The 21,081-nt window shown below is 44.8% G+C and carries 13 protein-coding genes; 6 read left to right on the top strand and 7 right to left on the bottom strand.

The genetic code is table 11. The features are described from left to right. Positions 1 to 98 precede the first annotated feature (98 nt). Positions 99 to 3,617, bottom strand: a complete 3,519-nt coding sequence (gene nrdJ, locus ACE1CD_RS37545; protein ID WP_374827990.1) for a ribonucleoside-triphosphate reductase, adenosylcobalamin-dependent — start codon at positions 3,615 to 3,617, stop codon at positions 99 to 101. A gap of 155 nt (positions 3,618 to 3,772) precedes the next feature. On the opposite strand from nrdJ, the gene ACE1CD_RS37540 reads away from it, so the two are divergent. Beyond that, positions 3,773 to 4,354, top strand: a complete 582-nt coding sequence (locus ACE1CD_RS37540) for an Npun_F5749 family FMN-dependent PPOX-type flavoprotein (protein ID WP_374798204.1) — start codon at positions 3,773 to 3,775, stop codon at positions 4,352 to 4,354. Between the two features lie 67 nt (positions 4,355 to 4,421). Here the strand turns inward: ACE1CD_RS37540 and cysE are convergent, their stop codons facing one another. The 4 genes from cysE to ACE1CD_RS37520 form a co-directional block, all read right to left on the bottom strand. Continuing rightward, a complete protein-coding gene (gene cysE / locus ACE1CD_RS37535; protein ID WP_374798206.1) occupies positions 4,422 to 5,213 on the bottom strand; it encodes a serine O-acetyltransferase in 792 nt (263 codons plus the stop codon). Positions 5,214 to 5,307: 94 nt separating this feature from the next. Beyond that, positions 5,308 to 5,772, bottom strand: coding sequence for a hypothetical protein (locus tag ACE1CD_RS37530; protein WP_374827989.1), 465 nt, complete (start codon positions 5,770 to 5,772; stop codon positions 5,308 to 5,310). Between the two features lie 268 nt (positions 5,773 to 6,040). Continuing rightward, positions 6,041 to 7,246 (bottom strand): Coenzyme F420 hydrogenase/dehydrogenase, beta subunit C-terminal domain, encoded by a 1,206-nt coding sequence (locus tag ACE1CD_RS37525; protein WP_374827988.1) that lies wholly within the window; start codon positions 7,244 to 7,246, stop codon positions 6,041 to 6,043. Between the two features lie 121 nt (positions 7,247 to 7,367). Further along, entirely contained in the window at positions 7,368 to 8,120 is a 753-nt protein-coding gene (locus tag ACE1CD_RS37520) for a hypothetical protein (protein WP_374798212.1), read from the bottom strand. A gap of 432 nt (positions 8,121 to 8,552) precedes the next feature. Between ACE1CD_RS37520 and ACE1CD_RS37515 the strand changes: the two genes are divergently transcribed. The 5 genes from ACE1CD_RS37515 to ACE1CD_RS37495 all read left to right on the top strand — a co-directional run bounded on the left by ACE1CD_RS37515 (position 8,553) and on the right by ACE1CD_RS37495 (position 17,300). Next, a complete protein-coding gene (locus ACE1CD_RS37515) occupies positions 8,553 to 11,318 on the top strand; it encodes an ATP-binding protein (protein WP_374798214.1) in 2,766 nt (921 codons plus the stop codon). A 464-nt stretch (positions 11,319 to 11,782) separates the two neighbouring features. Continuing rightward, positions 11,783 to 12,334 (top strand): hypothetical protein, encoded by a 552-nt coding sequence (locus tag ACE1CD_RS37510; protein ID WP_374798216.1) that lies wholly within the window; start codon positions 11,783 to 11,785, stop codon positions 12,332 to 12,334. 563 nt (positions 12,335 to 12,897) lie between these two features. Continuing rightward, the gene (locus ACE1CD_RS37505) at positions 12,898 to 15,249 is read left to right on the top strand and encodes an adenylate/guanylate cyclase domain-containing protein (RefSeq protein ID WP_374798218.1); all 2,352 of its coding nucleotides are present in this window, start codon (positions 12,898 to 12,900) and stop codon (positions 15,247 to 15,249) included. A gap of 147 nt (positions 15,250 to 15,396) precedes the next feature. Then, positions 15,397 to 16,773, top strand: coding sequence for a 16S rRNA (cytosine(967)-C(5))-methyltransferase (locus ACE1CD_RS37500; RefSeq protein ID WP_374798220.1), 1,377 nt, complete (start codon positions 15,397 to 15,399; stop codon positions 16,771 to 16,773). 104 nt (positions 16,774 to 16,877) lie between these two features. Beyond that, positions 16,878 to 17,300: a TerB family tellurite resistance protein gene (locus ACE1CD_RS37495; protein WP_374798222.1), complete on the top strand. Its 423-nt coding sequence runs from the start codon at positions 16,878 to 16,880 to the stop codon at positions 17,298 to 17,300. An 85-nt stretch (positions 17,301 to 17,385) separates the two neighbouring features. On the opposite strand, the gene psb35 is transcribed toward ACE1CD_RS37495, so the two are convergent. Both psb35 and ACE1CD_RS37485 read right to left on the bottom strand, forming a co-directional pair. Continuing rightward, complete coding sequence (gene psb35, locus ACE1CD_RS37490) at positions 17,386 to 17,601, bottom strand: photosystem II assembly protein Psb35 (protein WP_374798224.1); 216 nt, start codon at positions 17,599 to 17,601, stop codon at positions 17,386 to 17,388. A gap of 223 nt (positions 17,602 to 17,824) precedes the next feature. Then, entirely contained in the window at positions 17,825 to 20,875 is a 3,051-nt protein-coding gene (locus ACE1CD_RS37485) for a transglycosylase domain-containing protein (RefSeq protein WP_374827987.1), read from the bottom strand. Between the last annotated feature and the right edge of the window lie 206 nt (positions 20,876 to 21,081).

The raw sequence follows: 21,081 nt of genomic DNA, 5'->3' as shown, positions 1-21,081 counted from the left end.
ATATGGGCTTGACTATTGTTGAGTTTCATTCCACCTATCAACTATCGTGAGGATAAACAGAGAAATCCCCAGAATTTAATCTGGGGATTTTAAGTTACTTATGAAACCGGTTTTTGTTCGGGCATCATACATTTATCGGAATCGCAACCTGCTGGCCCTGCTTCCGTTAAATAGCCGGAATCGTAACGACTCAAAGCAATATGGAAATCATCTGTCTTCCGACGCATTTCTACTTCTTTTATCAGTCGATCGTACAGCTGTTTTCCAATTGGCTCAAACGGTAAGCGTGGAAAAGTTTGCAGGTCATCAAATCGCGCTAAAAGTGCGGCAGAAATATAGCCTTCGTCATCCCGGATTGCTTCATAAATCCGAGTCCCTAAAGCTTCTATTTCATTTTCCCGCAACTCAATTGTGGCACTTGTGTTATGCCGCACATAAAATTTCTGGACTTGCATATAAAAGTCCATTTGTGCCAAAGCTGAGAACTTGCTGATGTCAATTGCATCGGCACCGGGTAAGTCAGCCCAAAGTACGGAAACGGGTATTTCAACTAGCCATTCCGAACAACGGGGGTCGAAGGGATCGTTGAGGAGATTCCCATGTTCATCTTTGTCAGATTGCGAGGGAATCACATTGTAACCGTAGTCGATACAAGCGAGGGCTACCGGGTCGTTTTTCCGGAAGGTAATGCGCCGAATAAAACGTTGTGCTTTGGGTGGATGCCATCCGGGAGATGCGCCAGTTAAGAGAGATTTTGTGCCGCTGGGTTGGATAGTTGTACAGCGATTGGGGCGTTTGAGGTTATGACGATCGCAATAATCCCATACTACCCGATGCACGATTTCTCGCCAACGGGTGAGATATTCTTCCTCACGCCGTTTAAACTCTAATCCTCGTTCGGTTTCCGGGCGTCCTTCTTCCCACCAGCGCAACCAATCAACACCGAAAGCATTCACAAAAAAGTCAAATAAACCCGTGAATGATACGCCTACAATCGGGTCTAATTCCCGACTGTATTGATAGCGCGGTTCGAGAAATGTGTGATTGAGGAGTGTGGCAACTGATAAAGCACCTGCTGTGAAAGCTTCCTCTTGTTCTTTGTAGTTATATGGGTCTATTTGATTGAGATGGATCTCAGCCAAATTGCAATGAAAATTCGCTCCTATAATTTCACCACAAGGATTCAAACCTACACGAGCTAACCGATGCTCTAGCTCATTTCGATCGATATTAGGGTACTGTTTTTGTAACCACTTTTTAGCATTCCCTTCGCTATAAGCTTTTAGAAAATCTGTTTTTAGCTCATGTGTTTGCAGGAGATCGCAATTAGCTCTGGCGACTGCTTCACCAGCCCATTGGATTGCGCCTTCACCAGAATAATATTGTTTACGAACAGCTTCTGTACACTCTTCCTGAGTTGGTTTGTTGTGAAAAACACGAGTATGGTTTGCCATTCGCAAAGCATCTCTCTGTGGATCGATGCGCCAGTTACCATCAGCATCTTGTTGCCAAAGGTTAGATTTAGCATTAGCAAATAATTCATCTTCGCTAAAGCCTTGGCGCATTCCCGCACTGTTATGGGTCAAATAGCCATCACAGTAGAAACAATGAGCTTCTTCTACTTCAATATCATAAGTTTGGACATGATCGTAGCTGCCCAATCCTTTGACTGTAACTGGAATATCTAAAGAGATATCAGCCTCCGCTATATAGCGTTCGTAGTTAGCATCAACGAAGCGAGAACCTTGGAATCCCATTTCGCACATCTCGCTGTAGGTGTAAGCTTCCCGCATAATTGTACCGGGAACTGTAAAACCATACATTTTCAGCCCTTGCCGTAGTTCTCCCTTTACAGAATGGGGAGCAATTAGCGCGTTGTAACGTTCCTTAAATGCTGGAATTGTCAAGTTATATTTAGGTTGCCTGGGTTGATTTTCTGGTTGTACTATTTTAACTCGGCCAGCAATTCCAAAACTAGATAAAACTGCTGCCACTTGTCTGATAAATGACCGATAGACAGTGGTAACTAAATGAGGAGGACGGTTATTAACAGAGCCGTCACTGTCCATCAATCCGGCTAAATAAGCAGATCTGATATCTACAGAACCCTGCAAAATAAAGCTAGGAACTTCTAAGGTAACATTAGGTTGTTTAATGTAACGATGGAAGTATTCAGCTAATCGAATAGATGAACAAACTGATTTAGCGGTATTTTCGCCGTTGACAACACCGTGACAAGCGGTTAGTCCGAATAAAGCTAAAGCCGCATCGATTTTAGCTTGAATTTTGGCAACAAGTTCGGGTTCGCAATTGTTTGCTGCCCAGGTAACAAAGCCGTAAGGTTTACCATGTTTATTCCGACCGATCGCAACATAACCATCGCCCTGAGTAAAGCCAATTAACCAAGCTACTTCAGGGGTAAGATCGGGAATAATTAACTGTTTGGCGGTTCGACTTTGAGAAGGTCTCGATTCTGTAAAATCGGGGGGTAAGTGAGCGATCGTACCTGGAAGGATTTGTCTATTGTGTAGCAAGCGATCGCCTTCAGATAAACTAGCAAGATATTTCCAGGTAATCCCACCCTTACCATCTGCAAGAACTGCTTGTCTGTGGTTTAAAGTTGCTCTTGGGTAAGTACCATTGGTTTCAATTTCATAGACATCTTGAAACCCTTGATCGAACTTATTAACAACTCGTCGGAATCCTAACGGCGTTTGTACTAAGTCACCTACTTGGACATCGCGAATAGGAACTAAACCTTTGGAAGTATGAACTAAAGCATCTTCGGGAAGGCAGCGGCGAATATTACCGGCCACAATTGTGACAGCCGCTTCATCAATTAACAAACAGCATTCAACTGAATTTAATTGTCTACCTACTGCTTTATTCAAAATTGCCGTACACCGTTCGTAAAGTCCGGGCAATTTAACAGGATTAGCGACTCCGCCAAAACCTTTTAATGGTTCTCCGGCTGCGCGAACATCGCTTAAATCTATTGCTACTTGCACTTCTCCTGAGAAGCGTTCGTCGGTGGATAACTCCAGCAGGTTTTGATAGGATTTAACCCAACCTTGACGGCTATCGCCAACGTAGATGGTAACTTGATTCCCTTCTATTTTGACTTCGGTTTCTTGTCGGCGTTGGTTGGCTGGCGTAGCACCAATTTCTCCCTGAAGGGTGACATTCAGACGATTGCGGATAGGTGGTATTTGGTTAATATATTTCGGTTCGAGGACGGCACCCGTACCGCAGCCCATCATTGCCAAATCCATGAGCAGGCCAAAGGCTCGCCAGTCGTTTATGTTTGTAGAGGAACAATTGTAAGCGCCGGAAAAGTTCTCTTGTTGCTCAATCCACTCACTACCTCCTACCCAAAGCCAGCGACCGGAGGTGAGGGCTTTGAGTTCTTTTTGCATCTGGTAGATGAGGTCGGCTTCTGCGGGGGTCAGTTTGCCGAGTTTGGATAAGCCGCGAACGGTGCGATCGCACACTTCTTCCCATGTCTCGCGCCCTTTCTCGGTGCGGCGGCTGTATGTTCTGAAGAATACTGGATTTGCCGCAGGTGCAGTTTCGGGAAACTGACTGGTCTGGTTTTCCCGCTCAAGTTCTCGAACCATAGGTCAAGTCTAATTTTTGTTGGACAGATCGTGTAGTATAAGCGATCGCAGATATAGCGGTCAAAGGTTGCCAAATCCGGAAATTTGCACTATTTATAGAGGACAAATCTAAAATCTAAAATCTAAAATCTAAAATCTAAAATCTAAAATTCTTTATGTCTCTTGCTCCTTGGCGATCTCATCTCGCTCGCGCCCTCCATCGCAATCGCAGTCTAGTTTACGCCCGTTATCTGCAACTGGCTACTGTCCGGGCTGATGGGCGTCCGGCTAACCGTACTGTAGTTTTCCGAGGCTTTCTGGAGGATAGCGATCGACTAAAATTTGTGACAGATGCTCGCAGCGAGAAGGCAGAACAAATCGATCGCCAACCTTGGGCGGAAGCTTGCTGGTATTTTCCCAACACTCGCGAACAATTTCGGATTTCCGGAAAACTGACGCTGGTACGGGAAAATCATCCCGATCCGGAATTGCAAAAAGCGCGTCAGATAAGCTGGCAAGAACTTTCTGATGCGGCGAGGGTACAATTTGCTTGGCCGCATCCCGGTCAACCGAGGGCTGATGTGGAGGCTTTCGCGTCGGTATATCCCGATCCAACTCAGCCTTTATCGCATTTTTGCTTGTTGTTACTCGAACCTGTACAGGTGGATTTTTTGGAGTTGCGGGGGGAACCGCAAAATCGATGGTTGTATCGAGTGGATAGCGATCGCAATTGGTCTGGTGAAGCTGTAAATCCTTGATCGTTTAGTCAGTTGTTCGTTGTTGATGGTTTTTAGCGACGAACAACGAACAACTGACCGAACTAATTTAGATTCCCGCACCATCTAGGAATTCTTGGATTGCTTTATCTCTAATGCGACAATTGGGAAGATGGCGATCGACTGTATCTGAATTTAGCAAAGCGCGTTCGCAACTATCGATCGCTGCTGCCATACTAACTGGGATTGGAGATGGAATTGTAGATACTTGGGTTTGCAGATTTTGCAGCTGTTGTTCGAGGGATTCGATGCGATCGACTAAAGTGCGTATCACTTCTGCTTCCGAGTCTGGCAGACTGCCGTGTTCCAAGGGATTAACCCGCACTCCGGAACGATAGATTATTCTACCGGGAATGCCTACGACGGTGCAATTGGAAGGTACATCTCGCAACACTACCGAACCGGCACCGATGCGGACGCTGTTACCGATTTGGATATTGCCCAAGACTTTAGCACCGGCTCCCACTACCACATTTTCTCCTAAAGTGGGGTGGCGCTTGCCGCTTTCTTTACCGGTACCGCCAAGGGTGACGCCTTGGTAGATGAGGGCGTAATCTCCCACTATGGCGGTTTCGCCAATGACTACACCCATACCGTGGTCTATAAAAACCCCTTTGCCGATCGACGCGCCGGGGTGTATTTCAATACCTGTTAAAAAACGAGCGATGTGGGAAATTAAACGGGGGATGAAGGGAATACCCAGGATGTAGAGCTGGTGGGCAAAACGATGAAATAGGAGCGCTTGCAGACCGGGATAGCAAAATAATACTTCTAGCCAGTTGCGAGCGGCAGGGTCGCGATCGAAGATGATGCGGAAATCAGCTAGCAGGGCATTTAGCACGAGAAGTCACCAAGGAAGGCAAAACAGGCCAATCTTTATCTTAACTCTGCCGATCGCCTTTAGATGCGTAGTGATAGTACCACCTAAATTTTGGTTATTCCCGCACTGAGAGTGTGTAATCGCTTTGAACTCCTTCATTTTTGGCACCTACCCAGACGCTGTAGTTTCCTGCTTTCCAGTCTGTATCTTCCAGGCTGGTATTGCCGCAGCGAACGGTGCCGCTGGGCCCTCTAACTACTAGGGTGGTGGGGGTGCCGCGACTGTCTACCTGCAATCTGAGTTTGGGAAAGTCTCTTTCCAATGTGAGGATATGGTCGGGTGTTTGATTGCCACTGTATCCCAAACAAAAGTTGTTGTGACGATCGCGATTGGCGAGCGAAGGTAGGGAGAAATATCCGCCGGTGGAACCTGTGGCGATCGCAGTTCCCGGATCGAAGCCCGGTGCTAAACTTATTTTACCGAAATTCGCTGTTTGTGCGAATACAGATGTCGCACTCAGAACAGCTATCCAAGCCAGGTACTTAGCGTGTTTGAACTGCCGCATAGGGTTAAGGAACATTGCAACAGCCCTCCTCGAATTTTCTTCGGTATTGCCGTTTTCTATTTCTAAGCTATCTAAAACAGGGAGGAAACTTTCTGAGTGCGATGACAGTTTTTCATCTGCACACCTAGCGAGGATGTTTTTTGTTAATTAAATTTGGTTAATTATACAGAGGGTTAGGGCAATACACGGATTTTTAAGTTTATTTTTTGATTAAAAACCCGGTTTTTTTAGAAAAACCGGGTTTTTTAGGCAGTTGGTAGTAAATTTGAGATGCTTGGTTTAGTTATTTCTGGGGCAATTTGTACTGCCCGACAATTCTCTTGGCATATTCTGGCACATGGGCTTCTAATTTTTCTGGGTGATGCCGCTGCACATACAAATAGTTACGAGTGAAATGGGAATCGATCGAAAAGCGGGCATATTCCAATCCTTTGGGGCCAATTTTTTCGATAACTACACCCATTAGTTTAGCTGCCCACATGGGGAGGGTGACGCCTTTATCGTAAGCGGGAATGCTTTGCTGAACGGCGTTGCGCCTGTCGCCTTGCGACATTACCGGTTGAGTTTCAAGTTTATCCATTACGAGATCGAGCATTTCCTGACCTGTGTCATTTCTTACCACAATCCACTGCCAACCGAAGGGTGCGCCCATGTAGCCGACTACTAAATCTGCCAGCCCATTAACGTAATCAAAACAACTCATGCAGGAAGGAGCAAATACATCTTTTAATTCTTTGGTATTCAACCCAAAAAACGGTACTTTTTCAATGGAACCGTCTTCGTGTTTGAAGTGAACTTGAAAGTCTTGCATAAATTCGTAATATACCACTGTTTCGGGCGATCTGCTGGTGGTATCGAGGAATTTTTGCAATCCGGCGCGGGTGACGTTATCGACACAGGGAGTACCTAAAACGTAGAGTTTTTCTAAACCTAGTTTTTGCTCTACCGCACGCAAGGCTTGAATCTGACAGCCAACGCCAATTACTAACAGCTTTTTCATGCCAGATTGTTCGATTTGTTCTAGCACGGAAAGGTTGGGCGAAAGGGTTGGTTTGTTCACCCGCGCTGCGAGAATTTCTGCTGGGGTACGGGCAATTATGGGCATTGGTTGAAAGCGGTCTTCTTTGGTATTCTGGACGCAGACGACGCCTTCGACTAAGTTGCGATTGAGCATTTCGATCGCAATGGTACTGACGATCCCCGTCCACTGTGCGCCTGGAATTGGCTCGATTTTGCGTGCTGCCATCATCTTTTGATTGACACCAAAGTACCAATCATCGGGGTTATCCAGGTTGCGACTGCGCCCGTGGATTTCTTCTTCCAGTTCCGCTATCTGCTGATTGATAAACGCGCAAGCTTCCTTGACATAATGGATGTAATATGTATCGCAAAGACCGCATTCGCTGCACAGTTCTTTGGCGGGGCGACGGCTACCCGGCTTGAGGGCTTTGGCTTTCTTGTGCTGGGGGGAGTCAACTGAGAGGGTCATAAATTGCTTTTCTTATCGACAGATAGCTTTTATCTACGATACCGTTAGAGGTTATGCAGTGGGCGATGGGGATGGTTTTTGGAATTCTTAACCGCAGATAAACGCTTGCACCTCAAGAACTTTAACATTGAGATAGGAAGCTTGACGCAACGATCTTCCCTACTTGATGGAAGTATTCGTTTTTTACTCCTTTTGCAACTGGATGACGAGTAATAGCGAACACCGTATTTTCGTTCTTAGCAACATACAGCCGCTCATCCCCAGCAACAATCTCCATAAACTCAACATCTGCAATTACCTTCCACCAGTGGATATAGCCTGGATTCACGCTGTAGAAAATAACAGCCTTTGGTTTGTACTCACGGATGCGTTGTCGTAAATGTGCTGCCCGACGTTCGGCGTAGTAGCTAGCGTAAACCTCTCGGTTAGTTAGATATGGCAGTTGTGAATATTGTGCATAGAGCCAGTTTCTAACCGAGGGCGACGGAAGCGGAAGTAGTTCAACCAGACAATTGGTACTGCTGTGTCGTCCTAAATAATCTTTTTGGTAGGCGCGGACGTATTCTGTGTGAACTTCCTCCCCCCTAGCACTCAATTCAATCCGAATCAGTCTGTTCCATGTCGGCTGGAGTCTTGGCTGTGAACCAAAGAACCGTTCTGCACCAATTTCGGCGTGGTAAGCAACAATATCTTCCAGTTCTAATCTGCCACGGCGATTCCAATCTTGAAGTCGTTGGGCGATATCTGCAAACGAGCCACCGCCTCCTTCTTCCATACCAACAAACCAGTAATCACCCTGATAGTTGCCGTACCCATAGAATTTGTCCATAAAATCTTGCAGAAGTGAGTCGTCGAACATAGACGATGAGGACATATAAGCTTTCCTATATGAACTAGGGGACAAATTTATTAAGTGCGATCGCGATCCAACAACAATAACATGGACGCTGGCTGAGTGAAGCGATCGGGATACCTGGTATGCTGGTTTATAGGCAGACGCGAGAAGAAGCAGCGATAGGAGTTCAGGCTTTAGCGTTGTGAGTGCTGGCAGATAAACTGGAACATAGGGGGAAAGGACACCTAATCTAGTTAATTTTTGATTTGCCACAACATGAGTCAGAGGCAGTGAAATTTCCAGATCCGATCTCAGTCAAATCAGCTTCTACTCAGTAGACGATCGGGGTAATCGGCTCAAGGTAAAATATACAATTAAAAACCCGCCAACGAATAATGTCGCTTGGTACTTAGATGCGATAAAAGTTGGTAAACCGATCGCATTGCTTTTAAGCAATAAGGTAGTAGTTCAATGAAATTTTTATATCTTAATAATTTATCTTCTAAATTTTTGTCAAAAATACCTTTAAAATTTATTTTTACCGTTCCCTTTTTGATAGAACTTTTTGTCATAGTAGGATTAGTGGGTTTTCTATCTTATAAAAATGGCAAAGAAGCAGTTAATGATATTGCTTCTCAATTACGTGGAGAAATTACATTAGAAGTCCAAGAATATATTAAAAATCAGCTATCTTCTCTAGTTACGATTCATAAGCTTAACATTGATGCGATCGAGCGGGGTGAACTAAGTCTCGATTTACAAGATCGATCTAATCAAAAATATCTTTATTTATGGCAAATGATTAAAAATTTCGATCGAGTGAGTCGAATTGGTTTAGCTTCTCAAGAAAAGAATCAATATTTAGAGGTTTGGAGAAAACCAGAAACCGGAGAATTAAGGTTTGTTATTTCCAATTCTTCTACCAATTATTTCACCTTTGAATATGCCATTAGTCCCCAAGGTCAGCCTACTAAAGTAATGAAAAAATTTATCAGATATTACGATCCCAGGCAACGTCCTTGGTATATTGGAGCAGTGAAAGCAGGTAAGCTAAATTGGCAGCCAATTTATTCGGGAATTGACTACAATATCTTTTTTCTCGATCTTTGTCAGCCAATTTACGATCGAGAAGGTAAACTTTTAGGCGTGATTTCTGCTACTTATGAATTAGATAAATTACAAGCTTTCCTTCGCCAACATAAGATTGGCAATAATGGGAAAACATTTATTTTCGATCGAGAAGGTTTATTAGTAGCCAGTTCTCAAAATGAAAGTAGTCTTAATAATAGTAACTATTTGAAAAAACTCCAACGACCATCTATCGAGCAAAGTAGCGATCCGCTCATTCAAGCTACAGCCAAGTATTTAAAAAAATATTTTGTTGATTTTCATAAAGTTGAGCAAAGTTATCAAATTGAGTTCAAATATAAGGACGAACTCCAATTTCTGCAAATTTCCCCTTATAAAGATGAGTTAGGTATAAATTGGTTAATTGTTACTGTCGTGCCAGAATCAGACTTTTTAGAACATATTTATGCCAATACTAGGCAGACAATTTTATTGTGCTTCATCGCTTTTATGTTAGTGATAATTATTGGTATCTGGACGGCTAATTGCGTGACCAAACCTATTTTAAAATTGAATGATGCTGCCAAATATATTGCCGAAGGTCAATTAAATAGAACAGTAAAAATAGAACGTATTTATGAATTAGGAGAACTGGCTAACTCATTTAATAGGATGGCTCATCAATTACAAGAGTTGTTTGAAACTTTAGAAGATAAAGTTCAAAAAAGAACAGAAGAGTTGGCGATCGCAAAGGAAAAAGCAGAAGTTGCCAATCAAGCCAAAAGTATGTTTATTGCCAATATGAGCCATGAATTGCGATCGCCACTCAATGCTATCCTGGGCTTTTCGCAATTAATGATACGCGCCAAAAACATCCCTGTTGAACTATGTGAAAATGCTGGGATCATTTATCGCAGCGGCGAATATTTACTAACATTAATTAATAACATTCTAGATTTAGCGAAAATCGAAGCAGGCAAAACTACCCTCAACCCTCAAGACTTTGACCTCCATCGCTTGCTTGACGATTTAGAAGATATGCTGCATTTACGCGCTCATAATGCTGGTTTAAAGTTGCTATTTCAGCGGACAGAAAATGTTCCCCGCTATATCTGCGCTGATGAAGTAAAACTGCGGCAGGTTTTAATTAATTTACTCAGTAATGCGCTCAAATTCACCTTGGAAGGTAAAATTACTCTCGATGTCTTTCAGGGAGATCGAGAAACCATAGATGTTTTTAATCTGCATTTTAGGATTCGCGATACAGGTGTAGGAATTGCCGCCGCCGAATTGCCAAAACTTTTCGATGCTTTTAGCCAAGCCCAAGCTGGCAAAGAAATGCAGGAAGGGACTGGTTTAGGTTTAGCAATCAGTCGCAAATTCGTCCAACTGATGGGTGGCGAAATTTCGGTAGAAAGTGAATTACGAAAAGGTACAACTTTCCAATTCTATATTGAGGCTAAATTCGGTCAAGAAATAGCCAGCAATACTACAGAAGAACATTCAAAAGTGCTGGCACTTGCTCCCGGACAGCCTACCTACAAACTTCTCACAGTAGATGATAAACTAATTAATCGCCAATTACTAATTAAGTTGCTCAGTCCTTTGGGATTTGAGATGAAAGAAGCTAGTAATGGGAAAGAAGCGATCGCAATTTGGGATGAGTGGGAACCTCACCTAATTTGGATGGATATGAGAATGCCTGTCATGGACGGCTACCAAGCTACCAAACATATCAAGTCTACTATGAAAGGGCAGGCTACAGCGGTAATTGCTTTAACTGCCAGTGTTCTCGAAGAAGAGAAAGCCACCACCCTAAGTGCAGGTTGTGACGACTTTATCCGCAAACCATTTAAGGAACAGATGATTTTTGAAACTCTTGCCAAGCATTTGGGCGTGGAATATATTTACGAACAAACAGAACCAGATGAAGCAGGCTTTCCCACAGAAAATGTGCTGTCATCTGAGGATTTAAAAGTTATGTCTAATGACTGGATTGTCAAATTATACAATGCGGCGATGGCGGCAGATTTGAAGAGCGCGATCGAACTGATAGAAGAAATACCCGAAACAGAAAGTATTTTAGCGAAAAACCTCACGGAAATTGTCAATCTATTTGAATTTCAACAGTTGATTGACCTAGCGCAACCCCTGATAAGTCATGATTAGCGATCGCCCCAAAAAATCCCACAAAAGGTAAGATTTCACTTCCCTTCGAGATGACTCTGTGCTTGTAGTGGTTAAAATCGTAAATATCTACCTTTTGGCCGATGCTAAAAGCAGGACTTGCCAATTATTTGGTTATCCGGATAAATTCACAGGCTCCCTCCCACACCAGGTTAACTTGGGTATTTCCTTGAAAAGAGGTACTTTTGCATATAGAATAATCTGTTTTACAATGTCTCGATAAGTCGTGGCGGTAGGGATTGATTTACTTCCGCTTTTTGTCAAGCTTAGGACTTAGACAAAGAAACCCGGTTTCCATGAAAAATTGCGGGTTTAACCGCTAAAAACCGAGCCAGAAACCGGGTTTATAGCCCCAGAGTGTGTAAGTCTTCAAGTTATGACCGACATCTTCAGGGTGATTTACATAGGCTGTTTCGTTTGCCGCAGTATGAGTTAGAGGTGCTTTTATGAGAATTGTAGAGCAAACAAAAACCAGGCTGATCATCCAGCAAGATCCCGATATGCGTGCTGCGATGACGATCGGATGCTTCTACGTAGGATTGGGATCTTTTTTACTATTCTTTGGTATAGTTGTGGGAATGTATGCAGGTGGTGCGGCTTTATCGCTTGTTCTGTTAAGTCCTATTCTGGGATTCGTCTTGGTTGCATATGGTTTTTTGGCTGCGGCGGAGAAGATTGGATCGGTAAGCTGTTACTTTAATAAACCACTCGATCGCACACTCTTAAAAGTAGAAGGGCTGCAAACTAAAGCGATCCAGCGTCCAGTTCGGCAAATATCAAAGGTTGTGGTCACAAAACACAGCAGAAATTTATTTATAAGCAAACTTAAATTCTTCCCCGGCAAACTTAAGCCCTCCACATACTACAGCATTAGCCTTGTGATGGCTTCTGGTGAACGCATCCCCTTGACGGTGAATAAATTGGATGCAAATTCTAGCTCTTTTTTAGCGAAAGGCATTGCCGAATTTTTGCAAATACCTCTGAGTAAAGCTTTCTAGCAATTGTGTTCTTTGGATTTAATTTTTTTAGATAGATATCGTCTTAGCCGACCTGAAGACAAAATCTATCTGTAGAAATATTTCATTTTAGTTAAAATTATGGTAATAAGTGATTCCTGTTAATCGCTCTCCAGATTGCAGCAAGCAGTTAGGAAATCTGCCGAGTTTATTTGCCTGGACAATGGCAGAAGCTGTTGTACGCCTGAAGTATATTTGTATTTCAAACAACTATAAATAAACAGTAAAATGTATTATCTGATACGTAATACTGATTGACAACCTATCTGAAAACCTTATCCAGTCTAATCGGCAGCGTTTCCAGCCAAAACCGGACAAAATTAAATCATTTTTAAAGCAACATCCGTTAAGATAGCATTTAATCTCCCACATCCTCGTCAATCGCCCCCGTTTATTTCGCTGGCTGGCTTTGACTTTTAATAATATCAGCAAATTTGATGGCAAAAATCGACTAAAACAATTAACCCAGAAAATAAACAGCTTATGCTAAACCTCTGATAAATGACACCCACAAAATCTCAAGAATTAACAAAATAGGATAAAGTATGGGCAATAAAATTTCCCAATTTTACGGTAAACTTCACCTGCAAACCATAATTGTAGTACCTTTCTTGTTGCAATTAGTAACGGCTGTAGGTCTAACGGGGTGGCTGTCATTTCGCAACGGACAGGAAGCTGTCGATGAGCTGGCTACCCAGTTGCAAGTCGAGATCGGCGATCGCGTCGGTCAGCACCTTGATGTTTACTTGGCTACTCCGCACCAAGTCAATAAAATTAATGTAAATGCCTTGAAGTTAGGTTTTTTAAATTTAAAGGACTTGGAAAAAACAGGAAAATACTTCTGGAAACAATTGCAGGTTTTGAATATTAGTTACATAGTTTTTGCCAACACAAAAGGCGAATATATAGGAGCTTATCATAGAAATAATGGCATTTATTCCATAGATATTTTCAATCCGTCTACCAAGGGCAAAATTATCAGTTATGGCACAGATAGAAAAGGCAATCGTACTAAGGTGATAGAAGTAGTAGACAACTACAACTTTAAAGAAGAACCTTGGTATGCAGATGCGGTTCGATCGGGCAAACCTGTATGGAGTCAAATTTATCAGTATAAAGATGAGAAAACAACTTTAGCGATCTCGGCAAGCTATCCCATATACGATCGCAACAAAAAGCTCATTGGAGTTATGGGTATCGATCTCATCCTTTCCCAAGTCAGCGATTTTCTCCGCAACTTAAAAGTGACGCGAGAAGCAAAAGTTTTTATATTGGAAAGAAACGGATTGCTGGTAGCAAGTTCAGCGCCAGAAAAACCATTTACTTTTATTAATGGAGAGGCAAAACGACTCAAAGCATCAGAAAGCAACGAGCCGTTGATTCGAGAAACAACACAAAATTTAATGCAACGCTTTGGTAATCTTAATGAAATTAGAAATAGCCAAAGATTCTATTTTAATCTTAACGGTAAGCGGGAATTTGTCCAGGTAAAAACTTGGCAAGATGAATATGGTTTGGATTGGTTAATAGTAGTAGTAATACCAGAAGCGGAGTTCATGAAACGCATCCATGCCAACACGCAAACCACAATTTTCCTGTGTGTCGGTTCTTTGATAGTAGCAATTTTTCTTGGTTGGAAGACATCCAAATGGATTGTTAAACCTATATTAACGCTGAATAACGCTGCCAAAAAGATTTCTGAAAGAGACTGGGAACAAAAGTTACCGACAGGGCGTTCCTATGAAATACAACAGTTAGCAAAGTCATTTAAAAAAATGACTTTGGATTTAAAAGAATCATTTGAAAATCTGGAACAAAAAGTTAAAGATCGCACCGCCCAACTAGCGGAAGCAAATTCAGAATTAGAACAAAAAAATGCGCTGATACGTAAAGTATTTGGACGCTACCTTACCAATGAAATCGTAGCTACTTTAATCGATAACTTAGAAGGATTGAAACTCGGTGGAGAACGGCGCATCATTACTATTCTCACTTCTGATTTGAGAGGATTTACAGCCACATCAGAAAGATTCCCTCCTGAAAAAGTCGTGGAAATTCTCAATTTCTATCTGGAACATATGGCAGATGTAATTACCAAGTACCAAGGAACTATTGATGAGTTTATGGGGGATGGGATTTTAGTTCTTTTTGGGGCTCCCACAACGAGAGAAGATGATGCCAGAAGGGCTGTTGCTTGCGCGGTAGAAATGCAATTAGCAATGTTAAAAGTCAACGAACAAATGAAAGCGTGGGGTTTGCCATCTCTAGAAATGGGTATCGGTATCAACACTGGCGAAGTCGTAGTAGGAAATATAGGTTCCGAGAAGCGTACCAAATATGGTGTTGTAGGTAGCCAAGTTAACCTAACTTATCGGATTGAATCCTATACAATAGGAGGTCAAATTCTGATTTCGGAATCTACCTTAAGAGAGGCTGGAGAAATTGTCAAAATCAAGGGACAAAAGCAAGTGCAACCGAAAGGAGTTAACCAGCTAATTAGCATTTATGATGTTGAGGGCATTGGTGGTGAATACGATTTGTTTTTGACAAAAGCAAAGGATGAATTATTTACGCTTTCTGAAGTCATACCGATTCAATACACAATTTTGGATGGCAAGCATATTAGCAGTAATGTATGGAACGGGACATTAGTCGAATTATCGGCAAAAGAAGCTAAAGTTAGCAATACTAATGGTGAAGGCGATGAAATGCCGCCGCCAATGACTAATATCAGGTTAAAATTGTTAGCTACAAATGATGGGAGAGTGGGAGAAGAAGATATTTACGCAAAAGTTTTGGAAGCCCAAGCGGAAAAGGGAAATTTTTACATTCATTTTACTTTCATCCCCCCATCTGTAAAAGAGAAGCTGGAGGAAATTTACAAAAGTTCTTCGTAATAAAAAAGAAGCATTTTGAAACACACACTCTGCCATTCTGCGATATCCTTAAGAAGAAGTGTTTGTTAAGTTACGATCGAGAATGATTGCGATCGCTTTCCAGTATAGCAATAGTACAGGGTGTCCGTCACTACATTTGCTCCTATTATGAGCAAGCAAAATCCGCGTCAATTAGCTTTTCTAGCGCTGCGAGACGTTCATCGAGGCGCTTTTGCCGATGTAGCGCTCGATCGCATCTTGCGTCAGGCAGATTTAACTGATGCCGATCGACGGTTGATGACAGAATTAGTGTATGGGAGCGTGAGAAGGCAAAGAACTCTAGACGTTCTGATCGATCGACTCGGCAAAAAACCTGCCAGCAAACAACCGCCAGACTTACGTACAATTCTACATTTAGGTTTGTATCAACTGCGTTACGAAGAGCGCATCCCCCCTTCAGCTGCTGTAAATACCACTGTTGAATTAGCGAAAGAAAACGGATTCGCAGGACTTAGCGGTTTTGTCAACGGTTTATTGCGCCAATACATCCGTTTGACAGTAAAAAATGAAGGGGAATCGGAAATGACGCAGCCAAATCCCTTACAGTTATCGAAAGATCCTGTAGAAAGATGGGGAATTTTGCACAGCTACCCAGATTGGATTGTGCAACTGTGGTTAGAACAATTGGGAGAAGAGGAAACCGAACTGCTTTGCGAATGGATGAACCAACCACCGACAATTGACTTGCGGATAAATCCTTTACAAACTTCGATCGAACAAGTGGAAGCGGCGATGCTAAAAGCTGATATTTTAGTAAGGCGCGTTCCTCACTTACCGCAAGCATTGAGATTAATTGGTAGCAGCGGCGCAATTCAAAATCTGCCCGGTTTCAGCGAGGGTTGGTGGACGGTGCAAGATAGCAGCGCCCAAATGGTGACCCATTTATTAAGCCCCCAACCGGGAGAAATCGTCATTGATGCTTGTGCGGCACCGGGAGGAAAAACCACGCACATTGTAGAATTGATGCAAGATAAAGGGAAGGTGTGGGCGTGCGATCGTACCGACTCCCGCCTGAAAAAACTCAAACAAAACGCGCAACGCCTCAACTTAAAGTCGATCGAAATTTGTACGGGAGATAGCCGCAACCTACCTCAATTGATTAATTTAGCCGATCGAGTTTTACTGGACGTACCCTGTTCCGGTTTGGGAACGCTGCATCGCCATGCGGATGCGCGTTGGCGACAAACTCCCGAAACAGTGCGGCAACTTTCGGCTCTGCAAACAGAATTGTTAGATAAAACGTCCGCTTACGTCAAGCCGGGGGGCATCCTAGTTTATTCAACTTGCACCCTGCATCCTTTAGAGAATGAAAGTGTCGTAGAAGCATTTCTTTCCCATCGCCCAAATTGGCAAATTGAACCACCACCCTCCAATTCACCGCTGATGGACTTGAGATTACCTGCTGGGTGGATAAAAGTTTGGCCCCACCGACATCAAATGGACGGCTTTTTTATGGTGCGTTTGAAGAGAGGGACTGGGGACTAGAAAAGCCAAAAGTCAATCATTCAAAAGTCAAAATAAAAAAAGGCGGTTAGCAATAGTTTTGAGTAATGATGGGTGAGGAACGGATCAGTTTAGGGGAAAAGCCAATGATTGCTAACTCCAACGTCAAAAATCTCGTTAAAATTCTCATCGGCGCTGCTTGGATTGACGGTAAAATTCAACCGGAGGAACGGGAATATCTGCACCGAGTAGCAAAAGAAAAGGGAGTTGCCGACGATCCGGAGATTAAACCTTTGCTGTATGAATTCCGGTCAGTAGAGCCGAAGGAGTGTTACCGGTGGGTGGAAGAGTATTTAGGCGATCGCCCCACCTCCCAACAATGCCAAGACCTGATCGAAGCCATCAGCGCTTTAATTTACAGCGATGGCGAAGTCGCTAATGAAGAAGCGAAACTGTTAACTATGCTACAGCAGCTCGACCCAGGCCACGAATCGGCCCAGCCAATTCAAAGTCGCGTGCTGGGAGAGATTCAAAAGCTGTATCGCCGCTGGGTCGATCGAGACAATTAGCGATGAGCTAGGTAATGGGTAATTGGTAATTGCCGAGCGGGGAATTTTTCCTTACAGCTTGCCATTCGCCACTACCTATTACCGATTAGCTTCTAGGCGTACCGATGCCTGGTGTTTCATCCTTTTTAACTTCCGGTACAATGCTGGGGCGCTCTTTGTCTTCCCAACCTACGGGACGCTTGGAATTGTACCAGGCGATCGAGCCAATAGTGACAGCGGCGATAAAACCAACGACATAGACCGCTGTAAAAGATACTGGAAAGTGAGGGGTATTGGTGGCGGCTGCCATCAGTATGTTCATTTTTTATCCACTCCTAAATAAATCTCTGTTTACAGGGTAAAGAAAATGAGTACAATTATCCATCCCCCCCAAGTTCGATCGCAGTATTATGGTGTCTGCTTGTATCCATATCATTAGGGGGAGAGGGAAAAGGGACTAGGGGTTAGGGGTTAGGGGTTAGGGAAGAGGAAAAAGGGAAAATATAAATTCTTCCGCTCCCCCACTCCCCCACTCTTTCTCTACCTTAGCGGTGAGTGTTCAGTTCAATAGTAGGAGGAGCGGCTGCCGGTAGAGGTCTGGCAAGAGTCGGTGCTTGTCGCTGTATCGATCGAGATGCCGAGGAAGCGCGTTGGACTTGACGGCGTTCCGATCGAGACCGTACCGGGGTGGAAGCGGTATAGGATGGGGTGGAGTAACGCCGAGTTCGCCGAGGCGACTCTGATTGAGCGCTATACTGCCTTACCGTGCGACGGCGAGGAGTTTCCGATACAGTGTTGTATTGCTGTACCGTGCGACGACGCGGTGCTTGCGATTGCGCGGTATATTGCTGTACTGTGCGACGACGCGGTGCTTCTGATGGCGCGGTATATTGCTGTACTGTGCGACGGCGAGATCGCTCTGCACGATATGTTACTGGGGCGGCGTTCGTATCGGCGGTGTAGGAGCGCCGACGAGACTGCCGGATCGGTTGTGCGGGTGCAGAGTTGGTATCGGCGGTGTAGGAACGCCGTCGCGGTCTTTCCGATCGAACGCGGCGCGGTGCGGGAGAAGTATCGCTAATGTATTTTGTTTCCGTAACCTGGGAATAGCGACGGCGGCGACGTTGGGGTGCAGGGGTATCGGAGTCGTCTTGTCTTCGCACGCTGCGGGCAACAGGTTTTTCGTCCCTATCTTGTTTGGAGACGATAATTTTCTGAGGAGCGGGAGGCTCTTCGTTCTCAACTTTTCTGGCAATTTTACCAGTGTAGATTTTGTCCGGCTCGATCGGCTGAATTGCGATCGTTGCTTTGCGACCTTCCAGTTTCTGGGGTCGTTCGGCGAACTTCTCCACCGGCAAACCATCTACAGCTTTGACCATAAAATTGTGCCAGGTCATGGCGGCGGTGCTGCTGCTGCCGGCAGTGGGGCTATTATCGTCGTTACCCAGCCAAACTCCTGTTACTGCTTGGGGAATGTAGCCGATGAACCAAAGGTCGCGGGCTTCGTCGGAAGTACCGGTTTTACCGGCAACAGGTCGATCGTTCAGGTAAGCGGCGCGACCCGTACCGCCGTTGACTACTTCCCGCAGCATCCAATTCATGATGGAAGCTGTGTCTGTGTCTATGGCTTGTTGGGGTTTAAAGTTGGCTTGGTAAAGAACTTTGCCGCGCTGGTCGAGGACGCGACGAATGCCGTGAGATTCTGCATATACACCCCCAGTAGCCAAGGTGCCGTAGCCGTTGGTCAGTTCTAGCAAATTGAGTTCCGAGGCTCCCAAGGCGAGGGAGTAGGTAGGTTTGAGTTCGGATTTTATGCCCATTTTGTGAGCGATGTCGATCGTGGGCTGAAATCCGACATCAAGCAGTACCTTGACGGCAACTGTGTTGATAGAAGTGGCTAGGGCATCCCGCATAGAAATCCAGCCAAAGTAGCCGCCGCCGTAGTTTTTCGGGGTGTAGCCGTCAATTGAAAGGGGGGCATCCAGGTAGCCTCGGTAGGGAGAGAAACCTGCGGCGATCGCAGTTGTATAGAGAAATCCCTTAAAGGTAGATCCGGGCTGACGTTGAGCTTGGGTGACGCGATTGAATTGAGTTTTCTCAAAATCAGTTCCCCCTACCATCGCCTTGACTTCACCGTTGCGCGGATCGATCGACACTAAAGCTGCTTGCCCGAACTTCTGTTCGGAACCGTAGCGTTTGAGTATATCTTGGACGCTTTGTTCGGCGTTTTTTTGCCACTGGCGATCGAGGGTTGTTTCTACGATCAAGCCACCTGCTTCGATCGCATCCGGGGAAACATACTTGGCTAATTCCTTCTGAATGTAAGAGGTAAAGTATTCTGCCTCCGTGGAAAGCCGTTTGGGGGGTGCCGGGTTGAGAGCTAAAGGCTGGGCGCTGGCTGTTTGCGCTTGCTCTGGGGTAATGTAACCGACTTGCTGCATTCGCTGCAACACCGTGTTGCGACGTTGCTGGGCTGCTTGGGGATTTACCAGGGGCGAGTAGATGCTAGGAGCTGGGGTTACGCCGGCAATGGTGGCTATTTCCGGCAAGGTGAGGTCTTTGAGCGGTTTGCTAAAGTAAACCCAGGCGGCATCTGCAACGCCGTAAGCTCCTTCGCCGAGATAGACCAAATTCAGATAGCGATCGAGTATTTGGTCTTTGTTCATCTTCTGCTCGATTTTCTGAGCCAGAAAGACTTCCTGAACTTTGCGCCCGAAGCTGCGATCCTGGTTAAGGAATACCAATCTTGCCAGCTGTTGGGTGATGGTGCTACCGCCTTCCACCACATCTCGATGGATTAAGTTGGAGACGAAAGCTCTGCCGATGCCTTGGTAATCGACTCCTTTATGCTGATAAAAGCGGCTGTCTTCCGAGGCGATGAACGCTTGCACTAACTGGGGTGGCATTTCATCGAGCTTGAGTTTTTCGCGAGTTGCCGGCCCGATTTGTTGCAAAATACTGTTATCTGCGGCTTTGATCGTGAGCGTGCCGTCTCTGACGAAGGTGAAGACTTCATTGGGATCGGGTAGGCTGCGCTCGATCGACCACCAAGTTACGCCGAGTGCAAGAGCGCTACCGCCCATTCCCACTCCCAATCCCGCGCCGAGCAAAAATTTGCGGCTGCGATAAACGGGGTTTTTCGGGTCTAGCCACGGGGAATCGAGTACTCTGCGGCTGAAGTTTTCTAAGTTTTGCTTATTTAGTTCCGGTATGGGCAGTTTCGGCAGTTTTGTCCCGATTTGGGTGGAAACTTGCTTGAGTCCTAGTGTCAGTTTCGTCTTTATTGCTGAAATGTCGAGTTCTGGAAGTTTCTCTGTTGGGGCAGCATAATCTTCAGTAGCTGCCGAGGTTTCTGGGGCGCGGGATGTAGAAGGTTTAAATTCTGCGGTGCTTTGCTGTTGTTGCGTTACTGCTGCTGACTGGTGCTGATTGGGCTGGGCTTTACCCTCGCTCACCGATTGCTTTGGTGCAATGTCTGAGGGAGGTTCTGCTTGAATTGTTTGAGATTCCCCGATCTTTGTCGGTTCCGATTCAGTTGACTCAAAGCCACTGAATTTAGTCGAAATTTCTTGGAGTTGCGGAATAAACTTGGTCACGTCAAACCCTCACACACAACACTGACGATCTTCTAGGGGCTAGGGGCTAGGGGCTAGGGGCTAGGGGCTAGGGGCTAGGGGCTAGGGGCTAGGGGCTAGAGGCTAGAGGCTAGAGGCTAGAGGCTAGGGGCTAGAGGCTAGGGGGTCGGGATAAATTTTGCACGATTCGCGGCTCCTATCTGGCTTTCTTGTCCAGTTACTAGCCG

This window comes from Aerosakkonema sp. BLCC-F183 (genome assembly GCF_041929145.1).
In the GTDB taxonomy this organism is placed as follows: Bacteria; Cyanobacteriota; Cyanobacteriia; order Cyanobacteriales; family Aerosakkonemataceae; genus Aerosakkonema.
Note: the sequence above shows the minus strand (reverse complement) of the source record. Positions and strands in the feature narration are given on the sequence as shown.